Annotated in this window: 20 protein-coding genes and 1 other annotated feature; of the genes, 16 read left to right on the forward strand and 4 right to left on the reverse strand. The window is 36.6% G+C overall.

Going from position 1 to position 16929, the window contains the following annotated elements:
* The first annotated feature begins 6 nt into the window (after nucleotides 1–6).
* From IGJ24_RS03290 to rplT, 4 genes are all read left to right on the forward strand, one after another.
* A complete protein-coding gene (locus IGJ24_RS03290) occupies nucleotides 7–1077 on the forward strand; it encodes an RNA-guided endonuclease TnpB family protein (protein ID WP_116495205.1) in 1071 nt (356 codons plus the stop codon).
* 213 nt (nucleotides 1078–1290) lie between these two features.
* Nucleotides 1291–1422 (forward strand) — a sequence feature (ribosomal protein L20 leader region).
* Between the two features lie 54 nt (nucleotides 1423–1476).
* Complete coding sequence (gene infC, locus IGJ24_RS03295) at nucleotides 1477–1998, forward strand: translation initiation factor IF-3 (protein ID WP_002355797.1); 522 nt, start codon at nucleotides 1477–1479, stop codon at nucleotides 1996–1998.
* A gap of 113 nt (nucleotides 1999–2111) precedes the next feature.
* Nucleotides 2112–2312 carry a 50S ribosomal protein L35 gene (rpmI, locus tag IGJ24_RS03300; RefSeq protein WP_002355798.1) on the forward strand — a complete coding sequence of 67 codons (201 nt, stop codon included), beginning with the start codon at nucleotides 2112–2114 and terminating at the stop codon, nucleotides 2310–2312.
* A gap of 60 nt (nucleotides 2313–2372) precedes the next feature.
* Nucleotides 2373–2732, forward strand: a complete 360-nt coding sequence (gene rplT / locus IGJ24_RS03305) for a 50S ribosomal protein L20 (protein WP_002355799.1) — start codon at nucleotides 2373–2375, stop codon at nucleotides 2730–2732.
* A gap of 45 nt (nucleotides 2733–2777) precedes the next feature.
* Here rplT and IGJ24_RS03310 read toward each other — a convergent pair whose 3' ends face one another.
* Nucleotides 2778–3158, reverse strand: a complete 381-nt coding sequence (locus tag IGJ24_RS03310; protein WP_002409311.1) for an MmcQ/YjbR family DNA-binding protein — start codon at nucleotides 3156–3158, stop codon at nucleotides 2778–2780.
* A 67-nt stretch (nucleotides 3159–3225) separates the two neighbouring features.
* On the opposite strand from IGJ24_RS03310, the gene IGJ24_RS03315 reads away from it, so the two are divergent.
* The 3 genes from IGJ24_RS03315 (at nucleotide 3226) to IGJ24_RS03325 (ending at nucleotide 4680) form a co-directional block, all read left to right on the forward strand.
* Nucleotides 3226–3585: a DUF1304 domain-containing protein gene (locus tag IGJ24_RS03315; RefSeq protein WP_289865462.1), complete on the forward strand. Its 360-nt coding sequence runs from the start codon at nucleotides 3226–3228 to the stop codon at nucleotides 3583–3585.
* Nucleotides 3586–3652: 67 nt separating this feature from the next.
* Nucleotides 3653–4147, forward strand: coding sequence for a GNAT family N-acetyltransferase (locus IGJ24_RS03320; protein ID WP_002385050.1), 495 nt, complete (start codon nucleotides 3653–3655; stop codon nucleotides 4145–4147).
* 17 nt (nucleotides 4148–4164) lie between these two features.
* Nucleotides 4165–4680 carry a GrpB family protein gene (locus IGJ24_RS03325; RefSeq protein ID WP_002361365.1) on the forward strand — a complete coding sequence of 172 codons (516 nt, stop codon included), beginning with the start codon at nucleotides 4165–4167 and terminating at the stop codon, nucleotides 4678–4680.
* 15 nt (nucleotides 4681–4695) lie between these two features.
* Here IGJ24_RS03325 and IGJ24_RS03330 read toward each other — a convergent pair whose 3' ends face one another.
* Together IGJ24_RS03330 and IGJ24_RS03335 are read right to left on the reverse strand one after the other, a co-directional pair.
* Complete coding sequence (locus tag IGJ24_RS03330; RefSeq protein ID WP_289865463.1) at nucleotides 4696–5871, reverse strand: SulP family inorganic anion transporter; 1176 nt, start codon at nucleotides 5869–5871, stop codon at nucleotides 4696–4698.
* 93 nt (nucleotides 5872–5964) lie between these two features.
* Nucleotides 5965–6993, reverse strand: a complete 1029-nt coding sequence (locus tag IGJ24_RS03335) for a YeiH family protein (RefSeq protein WP_289865464.1) — start codon at nucleotides 6991–6993, stop codon at nucleotides 5965–5967.
* 112 nt (nucleotides 6994–7105) lie between these two features.
* On the opposite strand from IGJ24_RS03335, the gene IGJ24_RS03340 reads away from it, so the two are divergent.
* From IGJ24_RS03340 to IGJ24_RS03380, 9 genes are all read left to right on the forward strand, one after another.
* A complete protein-coding gene (locus IGJ24_RS03340) occupies nucleotides 7106–7936 on the forward strand; it encodes a LysR family transcriptional regulator (RefSeq protein WP_002358839.1) in 831 nt (276 codons plus the stop codon).
* Nucleotides 7937–8000: 64 nt separating this feature from the next.
* A complete protein-coding gene (locus IGJ24_RS03345) occupies nucleotides 8001–8873 on the forward strand; it encodes a VOC family protein (RefSeq protein ID WP_010713823.1) in 873 nt (290 codons plus the stop codon).
* Between the two features lie 272 nt (nucleotides 8874–9145).
* Entirely contained in the window at nucleotides 9146–9370 is a 225-nt protein-coding gene (locus IGJ24_RS03350; RefSeq protein ID WP_002368169.1) for a hypothetical protein, read from the forward strand.
* 88 nt (nucleotides 9371–9458) lie between these two features.
* On the forward strand, nucleotides 9459–10133 hold the full coding sequence (gene sapR, locus IGJ24_RS03355; RefSeq protein ID WP_002355809.1) for a two-component system response regulator SapR: 675 nt from the start codon (nucleotides 9459–9461) through the stop codon (nucleotides 10131–10133).
* A gap of 13 nt (nucleotides 10134–10146) precedes the next feature.
* Nucleotides 10147–11172, forward strand: coding sequence for a two-component system sensor histidine kinase SapS (sapS, locus tag IGJ24_RS03360; protein ID WP_002361370.1), 1026 nt, complete (start codon nucleotides 10147–10149; stop codon nucleotides 11170–11172).
* Nucleotides 11173–11318: 146 nt separating this feature from the next.
* Nucleotides 11319–12182, forward strand: a complete 864-nt coding sequence (locus IGJ24_RS03365; protein WP_002355811.1) for a GRP family sugar transporter — start codon at nucleotides 11319–11321, stop codon at nucleotides 12180–12182.
* A gap of 40 nt (nucleotides 12183–12222) precedes the next feature.
* Entirely contained in the window at nucleotides 12223–13614 is a 1392-nt protein-coding gene (locus tag IGJ24_RS03370; RefSeq protein WP_141417226.1) for an amino acid permease, read from the forward strand.
* A gap of 187 nt (nucleotides 13615–13801) precedes the next feature.
* Entirely contained in the window at nucleotides 13802–15811 is a 2010-nt protein-coding gene (gene metG, locus IGJ24_RS03375) for a methionine--tRNA ligase (RefSeq protein WP_002355813.1), read from the forward strand.
* Between the two features lie 99 nt (nucleotides 15812–15910).
* The gene (locus tag IGJ24_RS03380) at nucleotides 15911–16186 is read left to right on the forward strand and encodes a hypothetical protein (protein WP_002361374.1); all 276 of its coding nucleotides are present in this window, start codon (nucleotides 15911–15913) and stop codon (nucleotides 16184–16186) included.
* A 58-nt stretch (nucleotides 16187–16244) separates the two neighbouring features.
* Here IGJ24_RS03380 and IGJ24_RS03385 read toward each other — a convergent pair whose 3' ends face one another.
* Complete coding sequence (locus IGJ24_RS03385) at nucleotides 16245–16850, reverse strand: hypothetical protein (protein ID WP_002383359.1); 606 nt, start codon at nucleotides 16848–16850, stop codon at nucleotides 16245–16247.
* Between the last annotated feature and the right edge of the window lie 79 nt (nucleotides 16851–16929).

Consider the following 16929-nt stretch of genomic DNA (forward strand, 5'->3'; position numbering starts at 1 on the left):
TATGAGATGAAGGCTCTGAAAGCTTATAAATACAGACTTTATCCAACCTCAAAACAAGAAGAGTTTATTCAAAAAACATTTTCTTGTGTTCGATTGGTGTATAATTTAATGTTACAAGACCGGATTGATATCTACAAAGAGATGCGAAAAAATCCTCAACAAACGTTTAAAATGCCAACGCCAGCTAAATATAAGAAACAATACCCTGTCCTCAGAGAAGTTGATAGTTTAGCCTTGGCAAATGCACAAGTTTATTTGGATCGAGCCTTTAAAAATTTTTATCGGGAAAAAGGGATGGGCTTTCCAAAAAAGAAAAAGAAAGAAACGGTGCATTCCTACACTACGAACAATCAACATGGCACGGTCAAAATTTTGGATAATCGTTATTTGAAAGTACCTAAATTGAAATCTTTAATTAAAATGAAGGTACACCGCCAACCGCTGGGGGAGATAAAATCTGTAACTATTTCTATGAGTGCGAGTCACAATTATTATGTTTCCATTTTGTGTGAAGCGCCGATTGAAACGAAAACAAAGCAACAAAAAATGGTGGGAATTTGTAGCAGTAGGGAAAAATTTGCGCTGCTTTCGAATGGTGAAAGCTTCGAAAAAAGCTATTGTTCAAAGCATTTAAAGCAAAAACTACGTCAAGAAGAACGAAAATTAAACAAGCGTAAAATGATTGCTTTAGAAAAAGGTGTCGATCTTTCGCAAGCAAAAAATTATCAAAAACAAAAAATAAAAGTCGCAAAAATTCGCGAAAAAATAGCCAACCAACGGACGGATATTTTAAACAAAATTACAACGGAATTGGTTTCAAGTTACGATGTTATTTGTATTGAAAAAGCCCATCACAGTAATGAGCGGCCGCCAAAACATGATCGTTCTGAACTAGCTTGGTCTTTATTTTTAGCTAAACTGTTGTATAAAGCACAATGGTATGGCAAAGAACTCATTTGTATTGAGTCAGAGGAGATCAAAACAGAGTTGTCTTTTTCTGAAAGTACAGAAAATTCAGAGTATCTTAGAAGCCAAAAAATCTTAGAACGTGGCTTGTCTAAACGAGAAACCTTATAAATAGAAGAACTGTAGGGACTACAGGGATCGCCTAGGGGATAGAAAATGTACACCATGTGTTGAACCATTTGTTTCTAGGAAGTCACATTGGGACAGTCCACTAATTATTAATGATCAAAATACGAGTTCAAACGAATCTAGTACTAGATTCGTTTTTTTTTGAGGAAATATATTGACAACTAGGATAATCTAAGGTAAACTAGTGAAGTTGAGAAATGAAAGCAGAAGCACCCGCTTCTCGCCTTAGTTGAGTATATCGCTGGGCTAGATAAAGTATTCCTTATTTTTTTAAGTAAGGCAGACTGTTGGCGGGTTCTGGATAGGAACCTGTTTTTTTATTGCATTTAGCAAACAAAGCAGACTTCCGTTAGGATTTTCTCTTAAAAATTTTGGAGGTGAATGACCATAGCAAAGGATATGATGGTTAACGACGGCATTCGTGCACGCGAGTTACGTTTGATCGGACAAGATGGTGAACAATTAGGTGTAAAAACCAAAGCAGAAGCATTACAAATCGCTGAATCTGCAAACTTGGATTTAGTACTTGTAGCGCCAGGAGCGAAACCACCAGTTGCGCGAATTATGGATTATGGAAAATTCCGTTTCGAACAACAAAAGAAAGAGCGTGAAGCTCGCAAGAAACAAAAAGTGATCAACGTCAAAGAAGTTCGTTTAAGTCCAACAATTGACGTAAATGACTTCAATACAAAACTTCGTAATGCACGTAAGTTCTTAGAAAAAGGAGACAAAGTGAAAGCTTCTATCCGTTTCAAAGGCCGTGCCATTACCCATAAAGAGATTGGTCAGAAAGTTCTTGATCGCTTAGCTGAAGAAACTGCGGACATCGCCACAGTGGAACAAAAAGCGAAAATGGACGGACGCAGCATGTTTCTAACGCTGGCACCGAAAAACGACAAGTAAACGAAGAGACCGAGCATTCGGACTTTTGGTAATTTCTACAAGAAGGATATTCGACAGTTGTGACTGTTAGAGTCTTTCACTTGAAGCAAAGATTTTGAGGAGGAAAATTAGTCATGCCAAAACAAAAAACACACCGCGGATTAGCAAAACGTGTAAAACGTACTGGTGGAGGCGGCTTAAAACGTGGCCGTGCCTTTACATCTCACCGTTTCCACGGTAAAACTAAAAAACAACGCCGTCAATTGCGTAAAGCAAGCATGGTTGCAAAAGGCGATTACAAACGTATCCGCCAACAATTAGCAAGAATGAAATAAAACAACTCGGTGACTTTTAGATTACCGTCAAGAGAAACAAGATATTAGGAGGAATTCAACATGGCACGTGTTAAAGGTGGAACAGTAACCCGTAAACGTCGTAAAAAAGTCCTTAAGTTAGCGAAAGGCTACTACGGATCAAAACATACTTTATTTAAATCAGCAAAAGAACAAGTAATGAACTCTTATTACTATGCATTCAGAGACCGTCGTCAAAAGAAACGTGACTTCCGTAAATTATGGATTGCACGTATCAACGCGGCAGCTCGCATGAATGGCTTAAGCTATTCTAAATTAATGCACGGTTTGAAATTGGCAGAGATTGATATCAACCGCAAAATGTTAGCTGACTTAGCCGTTAACGATGCAGCAGCATTTACAGCGTTAGCTGAACAAGCAAAAGACGCTTTAAGCAAATAAGCTTAAATAATCTTTCACACCCTACTCATTGAGTAGGGTGTTTTTTTAATAACTCCGTTGGTAACTTTCATCTATAAATGAAAAAATTTGTGAGAGCGGAATTTCTTCAGAAAGACTTAACCAATGCTCTTTATTCATATGATAGGCAGGAAAATAGCCAGGTTGGTTCTTTAATAAGGCAATCAATTCAGGCGCAAGTTTAACGGTTAAAATAGTGAGCTGCTTATTCTCGGTAGCGCCGAGCAGTTGTGCATCCAGTGGCATAATTAAAGCAAACCATTTCGCATTTCTAGGATGACGAAAGACGAGATAGTCTGGGTGTTTTTTAAAAGGAAAATCGGGCGTTATCTGATAACGTTCTTGGATATAGGCGCTAATAGTTTCTTGAAAAGTCATAGGTTTCTTCCTTTCGTTAAGGCTAGGCATATCTATTTACATCATAGCAAAAATTACATAAAATTACTTCGTTCAAAGGAATGGGAGGAGGGAGCAGATGACATTAATTTCAACAATTTTAGTAACCTTGGTGGCTGTAGAATTTTTCTACATTATGTATTTAGAAACGATTGTACCAACATCTGAGACAACAAGCCGTGTTTTTAAAATGGATAAGCAAGAGTTACAAAGAAAATCAGTCACTACATTGTTTAAAAATCAAGGAATCTATAATGGATTAATCGGTGCAGGACTTATTTATAGTGCCTATTTTGCGCAAGCAACGATGGAGATGACAAAATTTTTATTGATTTATATTATTTTAGTGGCGGCGTACGGTAGCTTAACTAGTGATAAAAAAATCATTTTAACACAAGGCGGTTTAGCTATCGTGGCTTTGATTAGTTTACTCATTTAGCCATCAGAGTTAATAGAGAGAGACAGTCAAATCGACAGAAAAAACACGGTTGATTTGACTATTTTTTATGGAATTGAGAGAGACAAAATATGGTATACTTTGTTTATTAGATAGGGAGGAATTAAAAATGCTGAACCAAAAAGAAGTAAAAAAAACCGATTATCCTCAATTAATTTCTCTATGGCGTTCTTCAGTAGAAGCTACCCATTTGTTTTTGAGTCAGGCAGATATTGATAAAATCGAAGTGGTTTTACCTGATTATTTTCAACAAGTTCAATTAAGTATGTGGTTAAATGAAGAACAGAAATGTGTGGGTTTTAGTGGAACAAATCAACAAACGTTGGAAATGTTATTTATTGACCCAGTCTATTTTCGTAAAGGCTATGGTGGAGAAATTATCAAAAAGTTAATAGAGCAAGAATCAATTGTCTTTGTTGATGCCAATAAACAAAATGAAGGGGCTGTGAAGTTCTATCAATCTCAAGGGTTTCAAGTAATTGGTGAATCAAAGGAAGATCCTCAAGGAAATCCGTTTCCTATTTTACATATGAAACGGATATAGAAAAGAGGGAAGAAATCATGCGGGTAATCGTTACTGAATACCAACCAGCCTGGGTGGAACAGTTTGAAGAAGAAGCCCAAGCGTTGAAACAGATTCTAAAGGAAAATTGTCTTAAAGTTGAACATATCGGTAGCACATCTGTGCCTAATTTAGCAGCCAAACCAATTATTGATTTTTTGGTCATTGTTGAAGAAATTGAAAAAGTAGACCTGTTACAAGGGGAATTTGAAAGAATCGGTTATGAATATATGGGGGAATTTGGACTATCAGGACGTCGTTATTTACGAAAAGGCCCGATAAAAAGAACACATCATGTGCATATTTATCAGTTTGACAATACGCAAGAAATTTTGCGCCATCTTGCTTTTCGAAATTATTTACGAGAAAATCCGGCAATTGCTACAACCTATGGTACATTAAAAAAGCAATTGGCCCAAGCACACCCCGATAGCATTGATAAATATATGGATGGCAAAGATGCGTTCATTAAGAAAATAGAAAAAGAAGCGTTGAAGAAATATTGGGAAAAATAAAAAAAGTTGCTAAAGCTAGCAACTTTTTTTTGGTTCTTTTTTGAAAAAATGATAAAGAAGACCACTTAAAATACCACCTAAAATAATTCCAATCGCTAAATTATGCGTATAGACGATCACACTCACTGTCACGAGTAAAATAACAATTTCAGTAACTTCAAAAGTTCGGAAAAGCTGCAAACTTTCCCAATCAAAGGTGTCGACTGCCACTGTCATCATGATTCCAATCAATGCAGCTGTAGGAATGGCGACCATCACGGATTTAAAAACAAAAATGAATAGAAGGAGGGTAATACCTGAAATCAAAGTAGAAAGCCGTTTTCGTCCCCCTGATTTAACATTAATGACCGCTTGCCCAATCATCGCACAGCCAGCTTGGCCACCAAAAAAGCCGGTAATTATATTAGCGAATCCTTGCGCCTTAACTTCTCGTTGGCTATCACTTTGGCTCGCTGTCATTTTGTCCACAATGGGGATTGTCAATAAAGATTCAATTAACCCGACCATTGCTAAGGCGACAGAGCTAGGTAAAATAATCCACAACGTTTCTAAGTTGACGGGTACATTAGGCCAACGGATCGCTGGATGAAACTGACTCATTTCACCAAGATCACCTACCGTTTGTAAATGACCTTTTAAAAAATAGGACAGGATAGTCATGAATAAAATAACAATTAAAGCAGGAGGCACAATTGTAATAAACTTAGGTAATAGATAAATAAGTAAGATACTACAGATAATCATGCCGTAGGACCACAGTGTTTGATGAGGCAATTGTTGTACTTGCGCCATGAAAATTAAAATAGCTAACGCATTGACGAATCCGTACATCACTGTCTTGGGAATAAAGCGCATCAATTTATGGATACCCAAATAACCTAAAATAAATTGCAGAAAGCCTGTTAAAATAGTCGCAGCAAGCATGTATGACAAACCGTGTGCTTGAATTAAGCCTGCAAGGACTAAGGCCATTGAGCCAGCAGACGCCGAAACCATTGCCGGACGGCCGCCCGTAAAAGTAATCACAAGTAAAGTAACAGCTGAAGCAAACACTGCAGAAAGCGGGTGAACACCAGCAATAATCGCAAACCCGATTACTTCTGGTAAAATGGCGACAGAAGAAACGAGACCCGCAAATAGATCATTTCGTTCATTGCCTAACCATTCGCTTTTTTTAATACTAAATAACATCGAAAAACTCCTTTAAGTTAATAAAACCTTATTCATAATAGCATGAATAAGCTGAAATAAAAAAGTTTGACGTGTTAACGTCAAACTTTTTTATTAGAACTGTAGCAGTGCCAACAACAAAATGGCTAGGACGACTTGAACAGTTCCTACTGATAAACCATAGATTAAGAAACGTTTGCCTTCTTGGAAAAACTTTTTAAAATCGAGTCGTAACCCGATTGCTGCCAAGGCAGTAATTTCAAACCAAGAACTAAAGAAATGAGCAGTCTCACTGATCACGACGGGGAAATGAATCAAACTATTAAAGACACAGGCAATGAAAAAGCCAACTACATACCAAGGTAGGGCGCTGCTTTTTTTGGTGACTTCTACCAACTCAGCCTCTGATTCTGCCGTCTTACTTTGCTTGAAACGTCCAAATAAATAGACAACTGCTACGAGTAGGACAATCCGCATAATTTTAAAGAGCATCGCAAGTTGAACTGCGTTCTCATTGACCATATTGGCACTGGCGACAACCTGACCAACTGATTGTAAAGTCCCTCCGATTAGTGCACTACGAGCCAACAAATTGGTACCATAGAGAATCCCACTTAAAATGGGTAAGGTCAACATTAAAACGGTTCCTAATAAGTTTACTAAAGTAATGATTTGGCCTTTTTCTTCCTCGTCTGCTTGAATTGCTGGAGCAATCGAGGCAATGGCAGAGGATCCACAAACGGCATTACCACCAGCCATCAATAAAGACATATTATCAGAAAAAGCCAGTTTTTTACCGATCAAATAGGCGACAATAATGGTCAGCGACATTTGAATGAGAATAAATGCGACACCTTGTAAGCCAATTTGGGCAATCGTTTGAAAGGTCACGGTGGTTCCCAATAAAACAACAGAAAATTCTAGTAATTTACTTTCGGCTACTTTGGTTCCGCGATTTAAATTGGCACCGCGAACAAAGGTATTTCCCAAAAAGATTCCTAGTAAAATAGCGATCGTTGCGGCGCCTAAGCTAGGTAACCAGATGGCAAGAAACTTGCTAAGGCAGGCGACAAGGAAAGCTGTTAGCAAGCCGAGAAGAATTTGGAATAAAGATTGGATATAATCATTTTCTGAATTTTTCATTGAAAAAATCTCTCTTTCTTGTTCATTACTTCCAGTATAACGAAATTTTTTACATTTGAGAAATAAATAGTTAAAATAATATTTATAATAGAAAGTTATCGAAAGGATACTTATGTTTAAATTATTAAAGACTTTTCAAATTGTGTATGAGCAAATGAACTTTTCCAAAGCAGCTACCTGCCTATATATCTCACAACCAGCCGTTTCTAATCAAATCAAACAATTAGAAGAAGAATTAGGCTGTTCATTGTTTTTAAGAAATGGTCGACAAGATGTAGTCCCTACTAGGCAAGCAGAAGTCTTGTATAATCGTTTGCTAAATTTAGCTGATGATTGGCAAGAAACATTAACAGCTCTTCATCAGGCGAGATTACCTAAAGAAACTTGCCGAATTGCTGCGTCTAATACTTTTGCAGTTTATTATTTGCCGCAACTGATGCAGCATTTACAGACACAGTATGCAACAATCAATTTTGTTTTAGAAATGAACAATTCAGAAGAAGTAGTGGAAAAAGTTGAAAAACATCAAGTTGATTTTGGCTTTATCGAAAAACCATTAATTACGAAAGGAGCCTCTCGTGAAGAAATTATTCAGGATCAATTGGTTTTAGCTGGGGACCCTGCCAATCAGAATTGGTTGGTACGTGAAAAGGATTCTGGGGTCTTTCATTATACCCAACAGTATTTAGAAGAAAGTAATCAAAGCCCAACACTCATGACGGTTAAAAATAATGAAATGATTGTTAAAATGTTGGAATTGGGCATGGGGCAATCGTTGCTTTCAAGAAAGGCGATTACTGAAAAAATCCCCTTCCAAACGTTAGGTGAAAAGTACTGGCGTTCCTTTTATTTTTTGACACGGGGACATTTAAAATCCTCCTTGCTTCAAGAAGTAAAACAAGCAATTTATCGATTCTATCAGACGGAAATGAATAAATACTAAAACGTTCTCTTTGTTTATTTATCAATCTTTGACTACACTAAAGAAAACGAAGGAGGGAACCACAATGCCTAAATTTTCACCTTGTTTATGGTTTGACACACAAGCGGAAGAAGCTGCTAACTTCTATACAACAATCTTTGAAAAAGGTGCAATTCTAAGTAAAACGAACTACGTTAATGAGGAGCACCAACCTCAAGGAACATCATTAATGACCATTGAATTTACCTTGGCGAACCAAACAATCATTGGTTTAAATGGCGGACCAGAATTTTCCTTTACGCCAGCTAGTTCATTTTTTGTTGAATGTAAAACATTATCACAAACAGAAACGTTGTGGAAAAATTTAACAACAGATGGACAGATATTGATGCCTTTTGGGGAATATCCTTTTAGTCCTTTATATGGTTGGGTAGTGGACAAATTTGGTGTCTCTTGGCAAGTGTCTTTTTCAGGAAAAGAACAAACAATTGTACCAACCTTTATGTTTGCTAATGAAAAATATGGCGAAGCAGCCAAAGCTCTATCAGAATGGTTGGCGATTTTCGGTCCAGGCGAAATAATTGAAAAAGTTGAATATGAAGATGGGAACATTGCGCAAGCACTTTTCACATTACAGGAGCAACCGTTTCGAGTAATGGATGCACGAGATAAACATGATTTTGATTTTACCATGGCCTTCTCCATTTATATTGATTGTGAAAATCAGGAGGAAATAGATCGGCTATGGCAACAAGTGACTGCTAAAGGGAAAGAATGGCCGTGTGGCTGGATGGAAGATCAATTTGGAGTCAGTTGGCAAACAGGCAATCCTGAACTGAAACGTTATTTATCTGACTCAAATCCAGCTAGAGCAAATGAAGTGACCAAAAAATTGTACCAAATGAAAAAAATAGATTTAAACCAGTTAAAAGAAGTGTATGACAAATATAATCATTAGAAAAACTGAGGTTGTCTGATCGACTACACTTCGTTACGTTGGTATCAATTCCAATACATGGAACATACTAGAGTTGAAGGGCTTGTCTTTTAAGGATCAAGACCTTCAACTCTTAAAAAAGGCTCGATTCTTGCGAGTTCCAAAGAAGCCACTTCTATTTTGTTGTTTACTTAATGGTTAGGACTCTGCCGATTTTTTTATAAGATTATGCTATAATTAAGAGTAGCAATTATTGAAGGAAAAATGAAAAGTCCGAAATAGGAAGTGGTAAAATGATTGAGTTAATTGTGTTGTTAACAGTTTTTACTTATGGAACGAACTTTGTTTTATATCTTATTTTGAAAAATAAAAAGTCCATGCCAATTGTCGAAAAAGCTTCTATTATATTAGGAATTAATATGTCTGTGTTATTATTAGATGGTATTTTTGCTTTCGTTGGCAAATTCATCATGTTATCAGAATGGGAATTATTAGCGCCTATTTTTGAAATAGTGTAAAAATCATCATAAAGTCCTATATCCAAAAAGAATGAAGTTTGTTAGGATAAGAAAGATGAAAATTTAGAAATAAAAGAGGTGGGATTGCATGGCTAAAATCATGATTGTCGAAGATGAAACAACCATTCGAGAATTAATTAGCGAGGAATTACAAAAATGGCAATTTGAAACGATTGGAACAACCGATTTTAATGATGTATTGGATGATTTTCAAGAGGAGAATCCCCAATTAGTCTTGATGGATATTAATTTACCTGTGTACGATGGGTACTATTGGTGTCAAAAAATTCGTGAAGTTTCTAAAGTACCAATTATTTTTATTTCGAGTCGTAGTACCAATATGGATATGATTATGGCGATGAACATGGGCGCGGATGATTTTGTTACAAAACCGTTCCAGATAGATGTTTTAATTGCTAAAATCAATGCTTTGTTGCGCCGCTCTTATAACTATTCCGATACGGATAGTGAAGTGCTTTCACATAATGGCATTACTTTAAATGTGGACAATGGACGAATGGAAATCAAAGGTGAAATGATCGATTTAAGTAAAAATGAATACCGATTACTATATCTTTTAATGAAAAAGCACGGAAAAATTTTAACACGTGAAAAATTATTGCGCGCTTTATGGGACGATGAACGTTTTGTGGATGACAATACGTTGACGGTAAATATCAATCGTTTACGAAAAAAAATTGAGCAAGCAGGGATTGCTGGCTATATTGAAACCAAAGTGGGCGTCGGTTATATGGTGCCCTAGATAGGAGTAGACAATGACCATTCTAAAGTATTTAAAAGATCGCTGGTTATTACTAATTGGTTGGTTATTTTTTCTGTTCTTAACTTGTTTTATTTTATGGTTGGCTCCTAATGTCCGCTTAGATTGGACAGTGGTTGGCTATATCTTTTTACTGCAAAGTGTTTTTTTATCGCTATTTTTAACAATTGATTATTATTTAAAACGTAAGTGGTGGCTTTCGTTGGCAACGGAAAAAGAGCCGCCTTCTTTACAAGAATATTTGAATACAGCAGAAAAAGAAGAAGAACTACTTGTCCAAACGTATATTAACGGTTTATTGCAAGAGCACCAACAAACCATGCAGCAAGCAATTAACAACCAACAGGACCAAAAAGATTACATTGACTCTTGGGTTCATGAAATCAAAGTCCCCCTAGCGGCTATCACGTTACTGGTACAATCTGTCGAAGATGATATTCCAGAGAAAAAATATTATCTATTGGAAAATGAGTTAGGGAAAATTGATGAATATGTCGAGCAAGTCCTATATTATGCTAGATTGGACAGCTTTTCTCGAGATTATTTACTCCAAGAATATTCTTTAAAAGAAATTGTGCAATCTGTTGTTCGTACGCAAGCAAATTATTTTATCCAAAAAAGATTGCAATTCTCAATTGAAGGGGAAGATGAAGCGGTTTTAACCGACCGAAAATGGGTCATTTTTATTTTCCGCCAATTATTAAGTAATGCAGTCAAGTATACGCCAGAAGGCGGCACGATTACGGTTCTAATTTCCAAAAATAAACAAGGTATTTATTTATCTTTAAAAGATTCTGGGATTGGCATTCCGACACAAGATCAACGACGCATTTTCGATAAAGGATTTACTGGTGAAAACGGGCGAAAAAGCGAACAGCATTCGACTGGTCTTGGCCTGTATTTGGCCCATAGCTTAGCGAAAAAGTTAGGTCATGATTTAACAGTCGAATCGACAGAAGGGCAAGGTACGACGATGACATTGTTTTTCCCTTCCCTCAGTTATTATAATGAAGTGAAATAAAAAGTAGGTCTATCAGCAAACTAAAGAGGTGATAGGCCTTTTTTATTTATTAAAACTTTCTTGCTAACTTCTCTTACTCTTCTTAGTTGTTTAGAAAACGTTTTTATTGTTAGAATGAAATGAAATAAATTTGTTAGGAGAATATTATGAGTTTACTTATCGCTTTAGTGCCCATGATTGCGTGGGGCAGTATTGGTTTAGTCAGCGGTAAAATTGGTGGAAGCGCCAATCAACAAACGTTAGGTATGACAATCGGCGCATTACTATTTTCAATTGTTGTCTTTTTTGTCATCCAGCCTACGTTGACGACAGCCACATTAATTGTTGGATTTATATCTGGTTTATTCTGGAGTTTGGGACAGAATCAACAATTTCATAGCATGAAATATATGGGCGTTTCAGTTGGCTTACCAATTTCAACTGGGATGCAGTTAGTTGTTAATACCGTTGCAGGGGCTGTTTTTTTCCATGAATGGACAAAAACAAAAGACTTTGTTGTGGGCTTTATCGCTTTAGCCTTTTTAGTTTTTGGGGTGTATTTAACAGCTCGACAAGATGATGATAGTCAACCGAAAACCTCAAACAGTATGTTAGATTTTAATAAAGGGATTCGGGCCTTGATTTTCTCAACAGTTGGGTATGGTGTCTATACCATCATTATTAATGCCACTGGTTTAGATCCGTGGGGAATTATTTTGCCACAAAGTATTGGTATGTTAGTGGGGGCTAGTTTCTTTGCCTTCAAAAAAGTCAAAGTTGATCGTTTTGTTTGGATGAATATGACGACGGGTCTGCTTTGGGGCTTAGGAAATATTTGTATGTTATTAACCATGCGTGAAATTGGCTTAGCTATTAGCTTCTCTTTATCACAAATGGGGATTATTATTTCGACTCTTGGGGGCATCTTCCTTTTAGGCGAAAGAAAATCAAAAAAAGAAATGTTTTATGTTATTTTTGGTTGCATTTTTGTTATTCTAGGTGGTATTCTTTTAGGGTATATGAAAGCGTAAATAGTTTATTTACGCTTATTTTTTTTACGGGGGTAAACACATGTCTATTTTCAGAAAAAAAGAAATCACTGTGCCTGTCAATGACAGTAGTGGGATGAAAAAAAATCTTAAGACGATGGACTTAATTTTTCTAGGAATTGGGGCTGTAGTAGGAACAGGGATTTTTGTTGTGACAGGTGTCGCAGCGGAACGCTATGCAGGTCCAGGGCTCGTCTTATCATTTCTGGTAGCAGCAGCCGCAATTATTTTATCTGGTTTATGCTATGCAGAATTTGCATCACGTATTCCGGTCATTGGCGGGCCGTATGCCTACATGTATGTGGTCTTTGGAGAAATTGTGGCTTGGATGACTGGTTGGATGATTATTTGTGAGTTTTTCTTGGCGGTTTCATCCGTTGCTTCAGGTTGGTCAGGCTATGTCCATGGCTTTTTGGATAGCTTAGGTTTTTCTTTGCCGCAAGCGTTAAGTGGCGCTTATAATCCAACAAATGGTACATATATTGATTTGATTGCCATGTTGGTCGTTGTAGCTGTAACTTTTTGGGTATCCTTAGAAGCGAAAACAGCGTTACGTTTAAATAACTTAATGGTTTTCGTGAAGTTTGGGATTATTTTATTATTTGTTCTCGTTGGGATCTTTTATGTAAAACCAACGAACTGGCAACCATTTATTCCTTATGGTTTTTCAGGCGTTTTCAGTGGCGCTGCTTTAGTTTTCTTTGCCTTTTTAGGGTTTGATGCGGTCAGTATGGCCGCGGAGGAAGTGAAGAATCCGAAAAAAGATATTCCAAAAGGGATTATTGGTTCCATTATTATTTCAACATTGTTATATATTGTTGTTACGTTAGTTTTAACTGGGATTGTTCCATTTACGGATTTAGGGGTCAAAGATCCGGTGGCTTTTGCGATGCGTTTCATTAATCATGGCGCAATTGCGACAATCATTTCAGTTGGCGCTATTTTAACCTTATTAACAGTGACGATTGCGATGATGTACAGTTTAGCCCGTGTGATTTATGCGATTAGTAAAGATGGATTATTGCCGCAGTTTATGAGCAAAATCGATGAGAAGCGGCACACACCTAAGAATGCAACCTATGTAGCTGGATTTTTAGCAATGGTTTTTGCTGGTGTTGTTCCAATGGAGATGTTGGCTGAACTTACAAATATCGTGACACTCTTTTATCTGATGTTTCTCGCTTTAGGAATTATCAAATTACGGACAATGAAAGGAGAACCGCAAGCAGGTGAATTTAAAGTGCCTCTTGTGCCGGTTCTACCATTAATTTCAATCGTGGTTTGCGCGGCTCTAATGTTCCAATTGTCTTTAGCTACTTGGCAAGTATTTGGCGTAGCCGTAGTGATTGGTTTGGCTATTTATTTCTTTTATGGACGACACCATAGTATTGTTCGTTTCGAGACAAAAGAATAAAAATGAACGAAAAAAGAGAGGAATACTTGTCAAATAGACAGGTGTTTCTCTCTTTTCTTTCTGGCATTTTCTTCATTTTCAAGAGAAAACCGACAAGAAATATAGTTTAATAATGTCTAATTATGGTATACTGTTTAGGAGTAAATCCTGAGGGTTTAGGAAAATGACTAAAGGAGGTTTTTTCTGTATGTCACAGAAAGAAACATTTTATATTACCACCCCAATTTATTACCCAAGTGGGAAGTTACATATTGGGAATTCATATACAACAATCGCCTGCGATGCAATGGCCCGTTATAAGCGTTTAATGGGTTTTGATGTATTTTATTTAACAGGTGTGGATGAACATGGCCAAAAAATTGAAAAAAAAGCTGCTGAGTTGAATGTGACACCAAAAGAGTACGTTGATAAAATGGCAGCAGATGTTCAAAAATTATGGAAAACATTAGATATCAGCTATGATAAATTTATTCGGACAACGGATGATTATCACATGGCAGCCGTGCAACAAATTTTTGATCGTTTAGTAGAACAAGGAGATATCTACCTTGGAGAATATGAAGGTTGGTATTCAGTTTCTGATGAAGAATTTTTCACTGAAACACAATTAGCTGAAGTATATCGTGACGATGAAGGCAATGTCATTGGTGGGAAAGCACCAAGTGGTCACGAAGTCGAATTAGTTAAAGAAGAATCCTATTTCTTCCGCATGAGTAAATATGCGGATCGCTTGGTACAATATTACGAAGAACATCCAGAATTTATTCAACCAGAATCTCGTAAAAATGAGATGCTAAATAACTTCATCAAACCAGGATTGGAAGATTTAGCCGTTTCAAGAACGACTTTCTCTTGGGGAATTCCATTAAAAAATGATCCAAAACATGTGGTTTACGTATGGATTGATGCGTTATCAAACTATATTACAGCACTAGGTTATGGCTCAGAAGATGATTCATTATTCCAAAAATATTGGCCTGCGAACGTGCAAATGGTTGGGAAAGAAATAGTGCGTTTCCATACGATTTATTGGCCAATTATGTTAATGGCCTTGGATTTACCATTACCGAAAAAAGTCTTTGGACATGGTTGGTTATTGATGAAAGACGGAAAAATGTCTAAATCTAAAGGAAATGTTGTTTACCCTGAAATGTTAGTAGAACGCTACGGTCTAGATGCGTTACGTTACTATTTATTACGAGCAATTCCATTTGGTAGTGACGGCGTCTTTACACCAGAAGATTTCGTTTCTCGCTTAAATTATGATTTAGCTAATGACTTAGGAAACTTGTTGAATCGAACAATTGCGATGATTAATAAATATTGTGATGGCAAAGTACCAGCCTATGCTTCAAAAGTTACCCCATTTGATAGTGAACTATCGACAACTGCGGCGAATGTTATTGGAAAATATCATGAAGCAATGGAAAAAATGGAATTTAACACGGCCATTGCAGAAATCTGGACGCTAGTTTCTCGTGCCAATAAATATATTGATGAAACAGCGCCTTGGGTATTAGCTAAAGAAGAAGAGAAACGCAACGAATTAGAAAGTGTCATGATCCATTTAGCGGAAAGCTTACGAATTGTGGCAATCTTATTGCAACCAGTCATGACAGAAACACCAGGGAAAATTTTCGAACAATTAGGCTTAGATCCAGAAACAATGAACATGGAAAATATTCATTTTGGTGAGTTCCCAACAGACGTAACAGTAACAAGTAAAGGAACACCTATTTTCCCACGTTTAGAAATTGAAACAGAAGTAACGTATATTCAAAAGAAAATGTCCCAAAGCGAAAGTGCTACAGAAGAGGATATTAAATGGAATCCAGAAGAAACAACTTTGGTTTCAACGAAAGAAAAACAAATTAAGTACGATGATTTCGATAAAGTGGAATTAAAAGTTGCCGAAGTTATTGACTGTAAAAAAGTCAAAGGAGCAGATAAATTATTGCAATTCCGTTTAGATGCTGGAGATGAAAACCATCGTCAAATTCTTTCAGGTATTGCTGAATTTTATCCAGATCCAGCTGCGCTAATTGGCAAAAAAGTAGTCATTGTGGCTAACTTAAAACCAAGAAAAATGCGTGGTCAAATTAGCCAAGGAATGATTCTTTCAGCTGAATCACCAGAAGGGAAACTTCAAATTGTTGAAGCACCAAAAGAAATGCCAAATGGTGCAGGAATCGCATAAAAGCATAAGTAGTAAAGATAAAAGGTAAATTGTAACCTTTTATCTTTACTACTTTTTTTGTATACTAGAAGAAAAGTGATTTGATGTGGGGGAAGTTTGATGGCTTATCATAAATTTAAGTTTTATGAGCAACGAAAAAATGATCCTAAATGGCGTCCGTATTATTTAGAAGCTATGAGAGTAAGGGAACAAGCACGGCTAACAGTTCAACGTAGAAAAAGAAGGGCAAGAATTAGAACCTTTTTAGTGGTTGCGATACTGGTTATTTTAGTTTTTCTGTTATTGGCTCATTGGACATATTCACAAACAAATGAACTCTCTTTCTCCAGTTTTATCGACGTCCTAAAATCGAAAATCAACGAATTTTTAAATTAAAAGAATCGAAGAAAAGCCTAGAAAAAATCATTTGCGATTTTTCCTAGGCTTTTCTATTTTAGAGTTTCACTTTTTTAGGTATTCGTTTTTTACCAAAACGGCCTTTCGTTAGGCGACTTGGTAAAATAATCAGTAAGAGTGAAAAAGGGACACTAATAATTTGCCACGTGAGTAAACGGCCTAAGCTATTATTTTTATAGAGCCACTCTAATATAAAATGCAGTCCTAAAATACTTAACAAAGCCAAGCCTGTCAGGAAATAAGGCGTTGATACCCAGTCGGTCGTTTTCAAGAGACTAAAACCTAAAGGAATTAGATAAAAGTAAGCACTTGTTAAAGTAATCCGCCAACTTTTCATAACGGTGCCTAAATTAATTATAAAAAAAAGTAAAGATAGGACTAAAGCAAAAGGTGGAAACAAAGCCACTAACGCCGAATAGATGGTTCCCCAGACGAGCATTAAGGGACCTTTAACAATAGCGGCAATAAGTGTAAACAAGCCAATTAGGAGTAACTGCTGTGTCAGTGAGCCAAAAGTTAGTAAGCCAAATAAAATAAGCAGTAGCCAGTGCCAAATGGTTTGGTTTTGTTGTTTTCGCTCAATAGTTACATTTTTTTGGATAGAGGTTTTTAAAAAATTTTCTAAATCAGGTGATTGTTTCACTTTCTCACACTCCTCTCAACTTAAGAGACAACAAACGAGTAGGTCTGCTAATTAAAAAGCAGTACCTACTCGTCTATTA

It is taken from the genome of Enterococcus sp. DIV0546 (genome assembly GCF_051712785.1).
Classification (GTDB): domain Bacteria; phylum Bacillota; class Bacilli; order Lactobacillales; family Enterococcaceae; genus Enterococcus; species Enterococcus faecalis.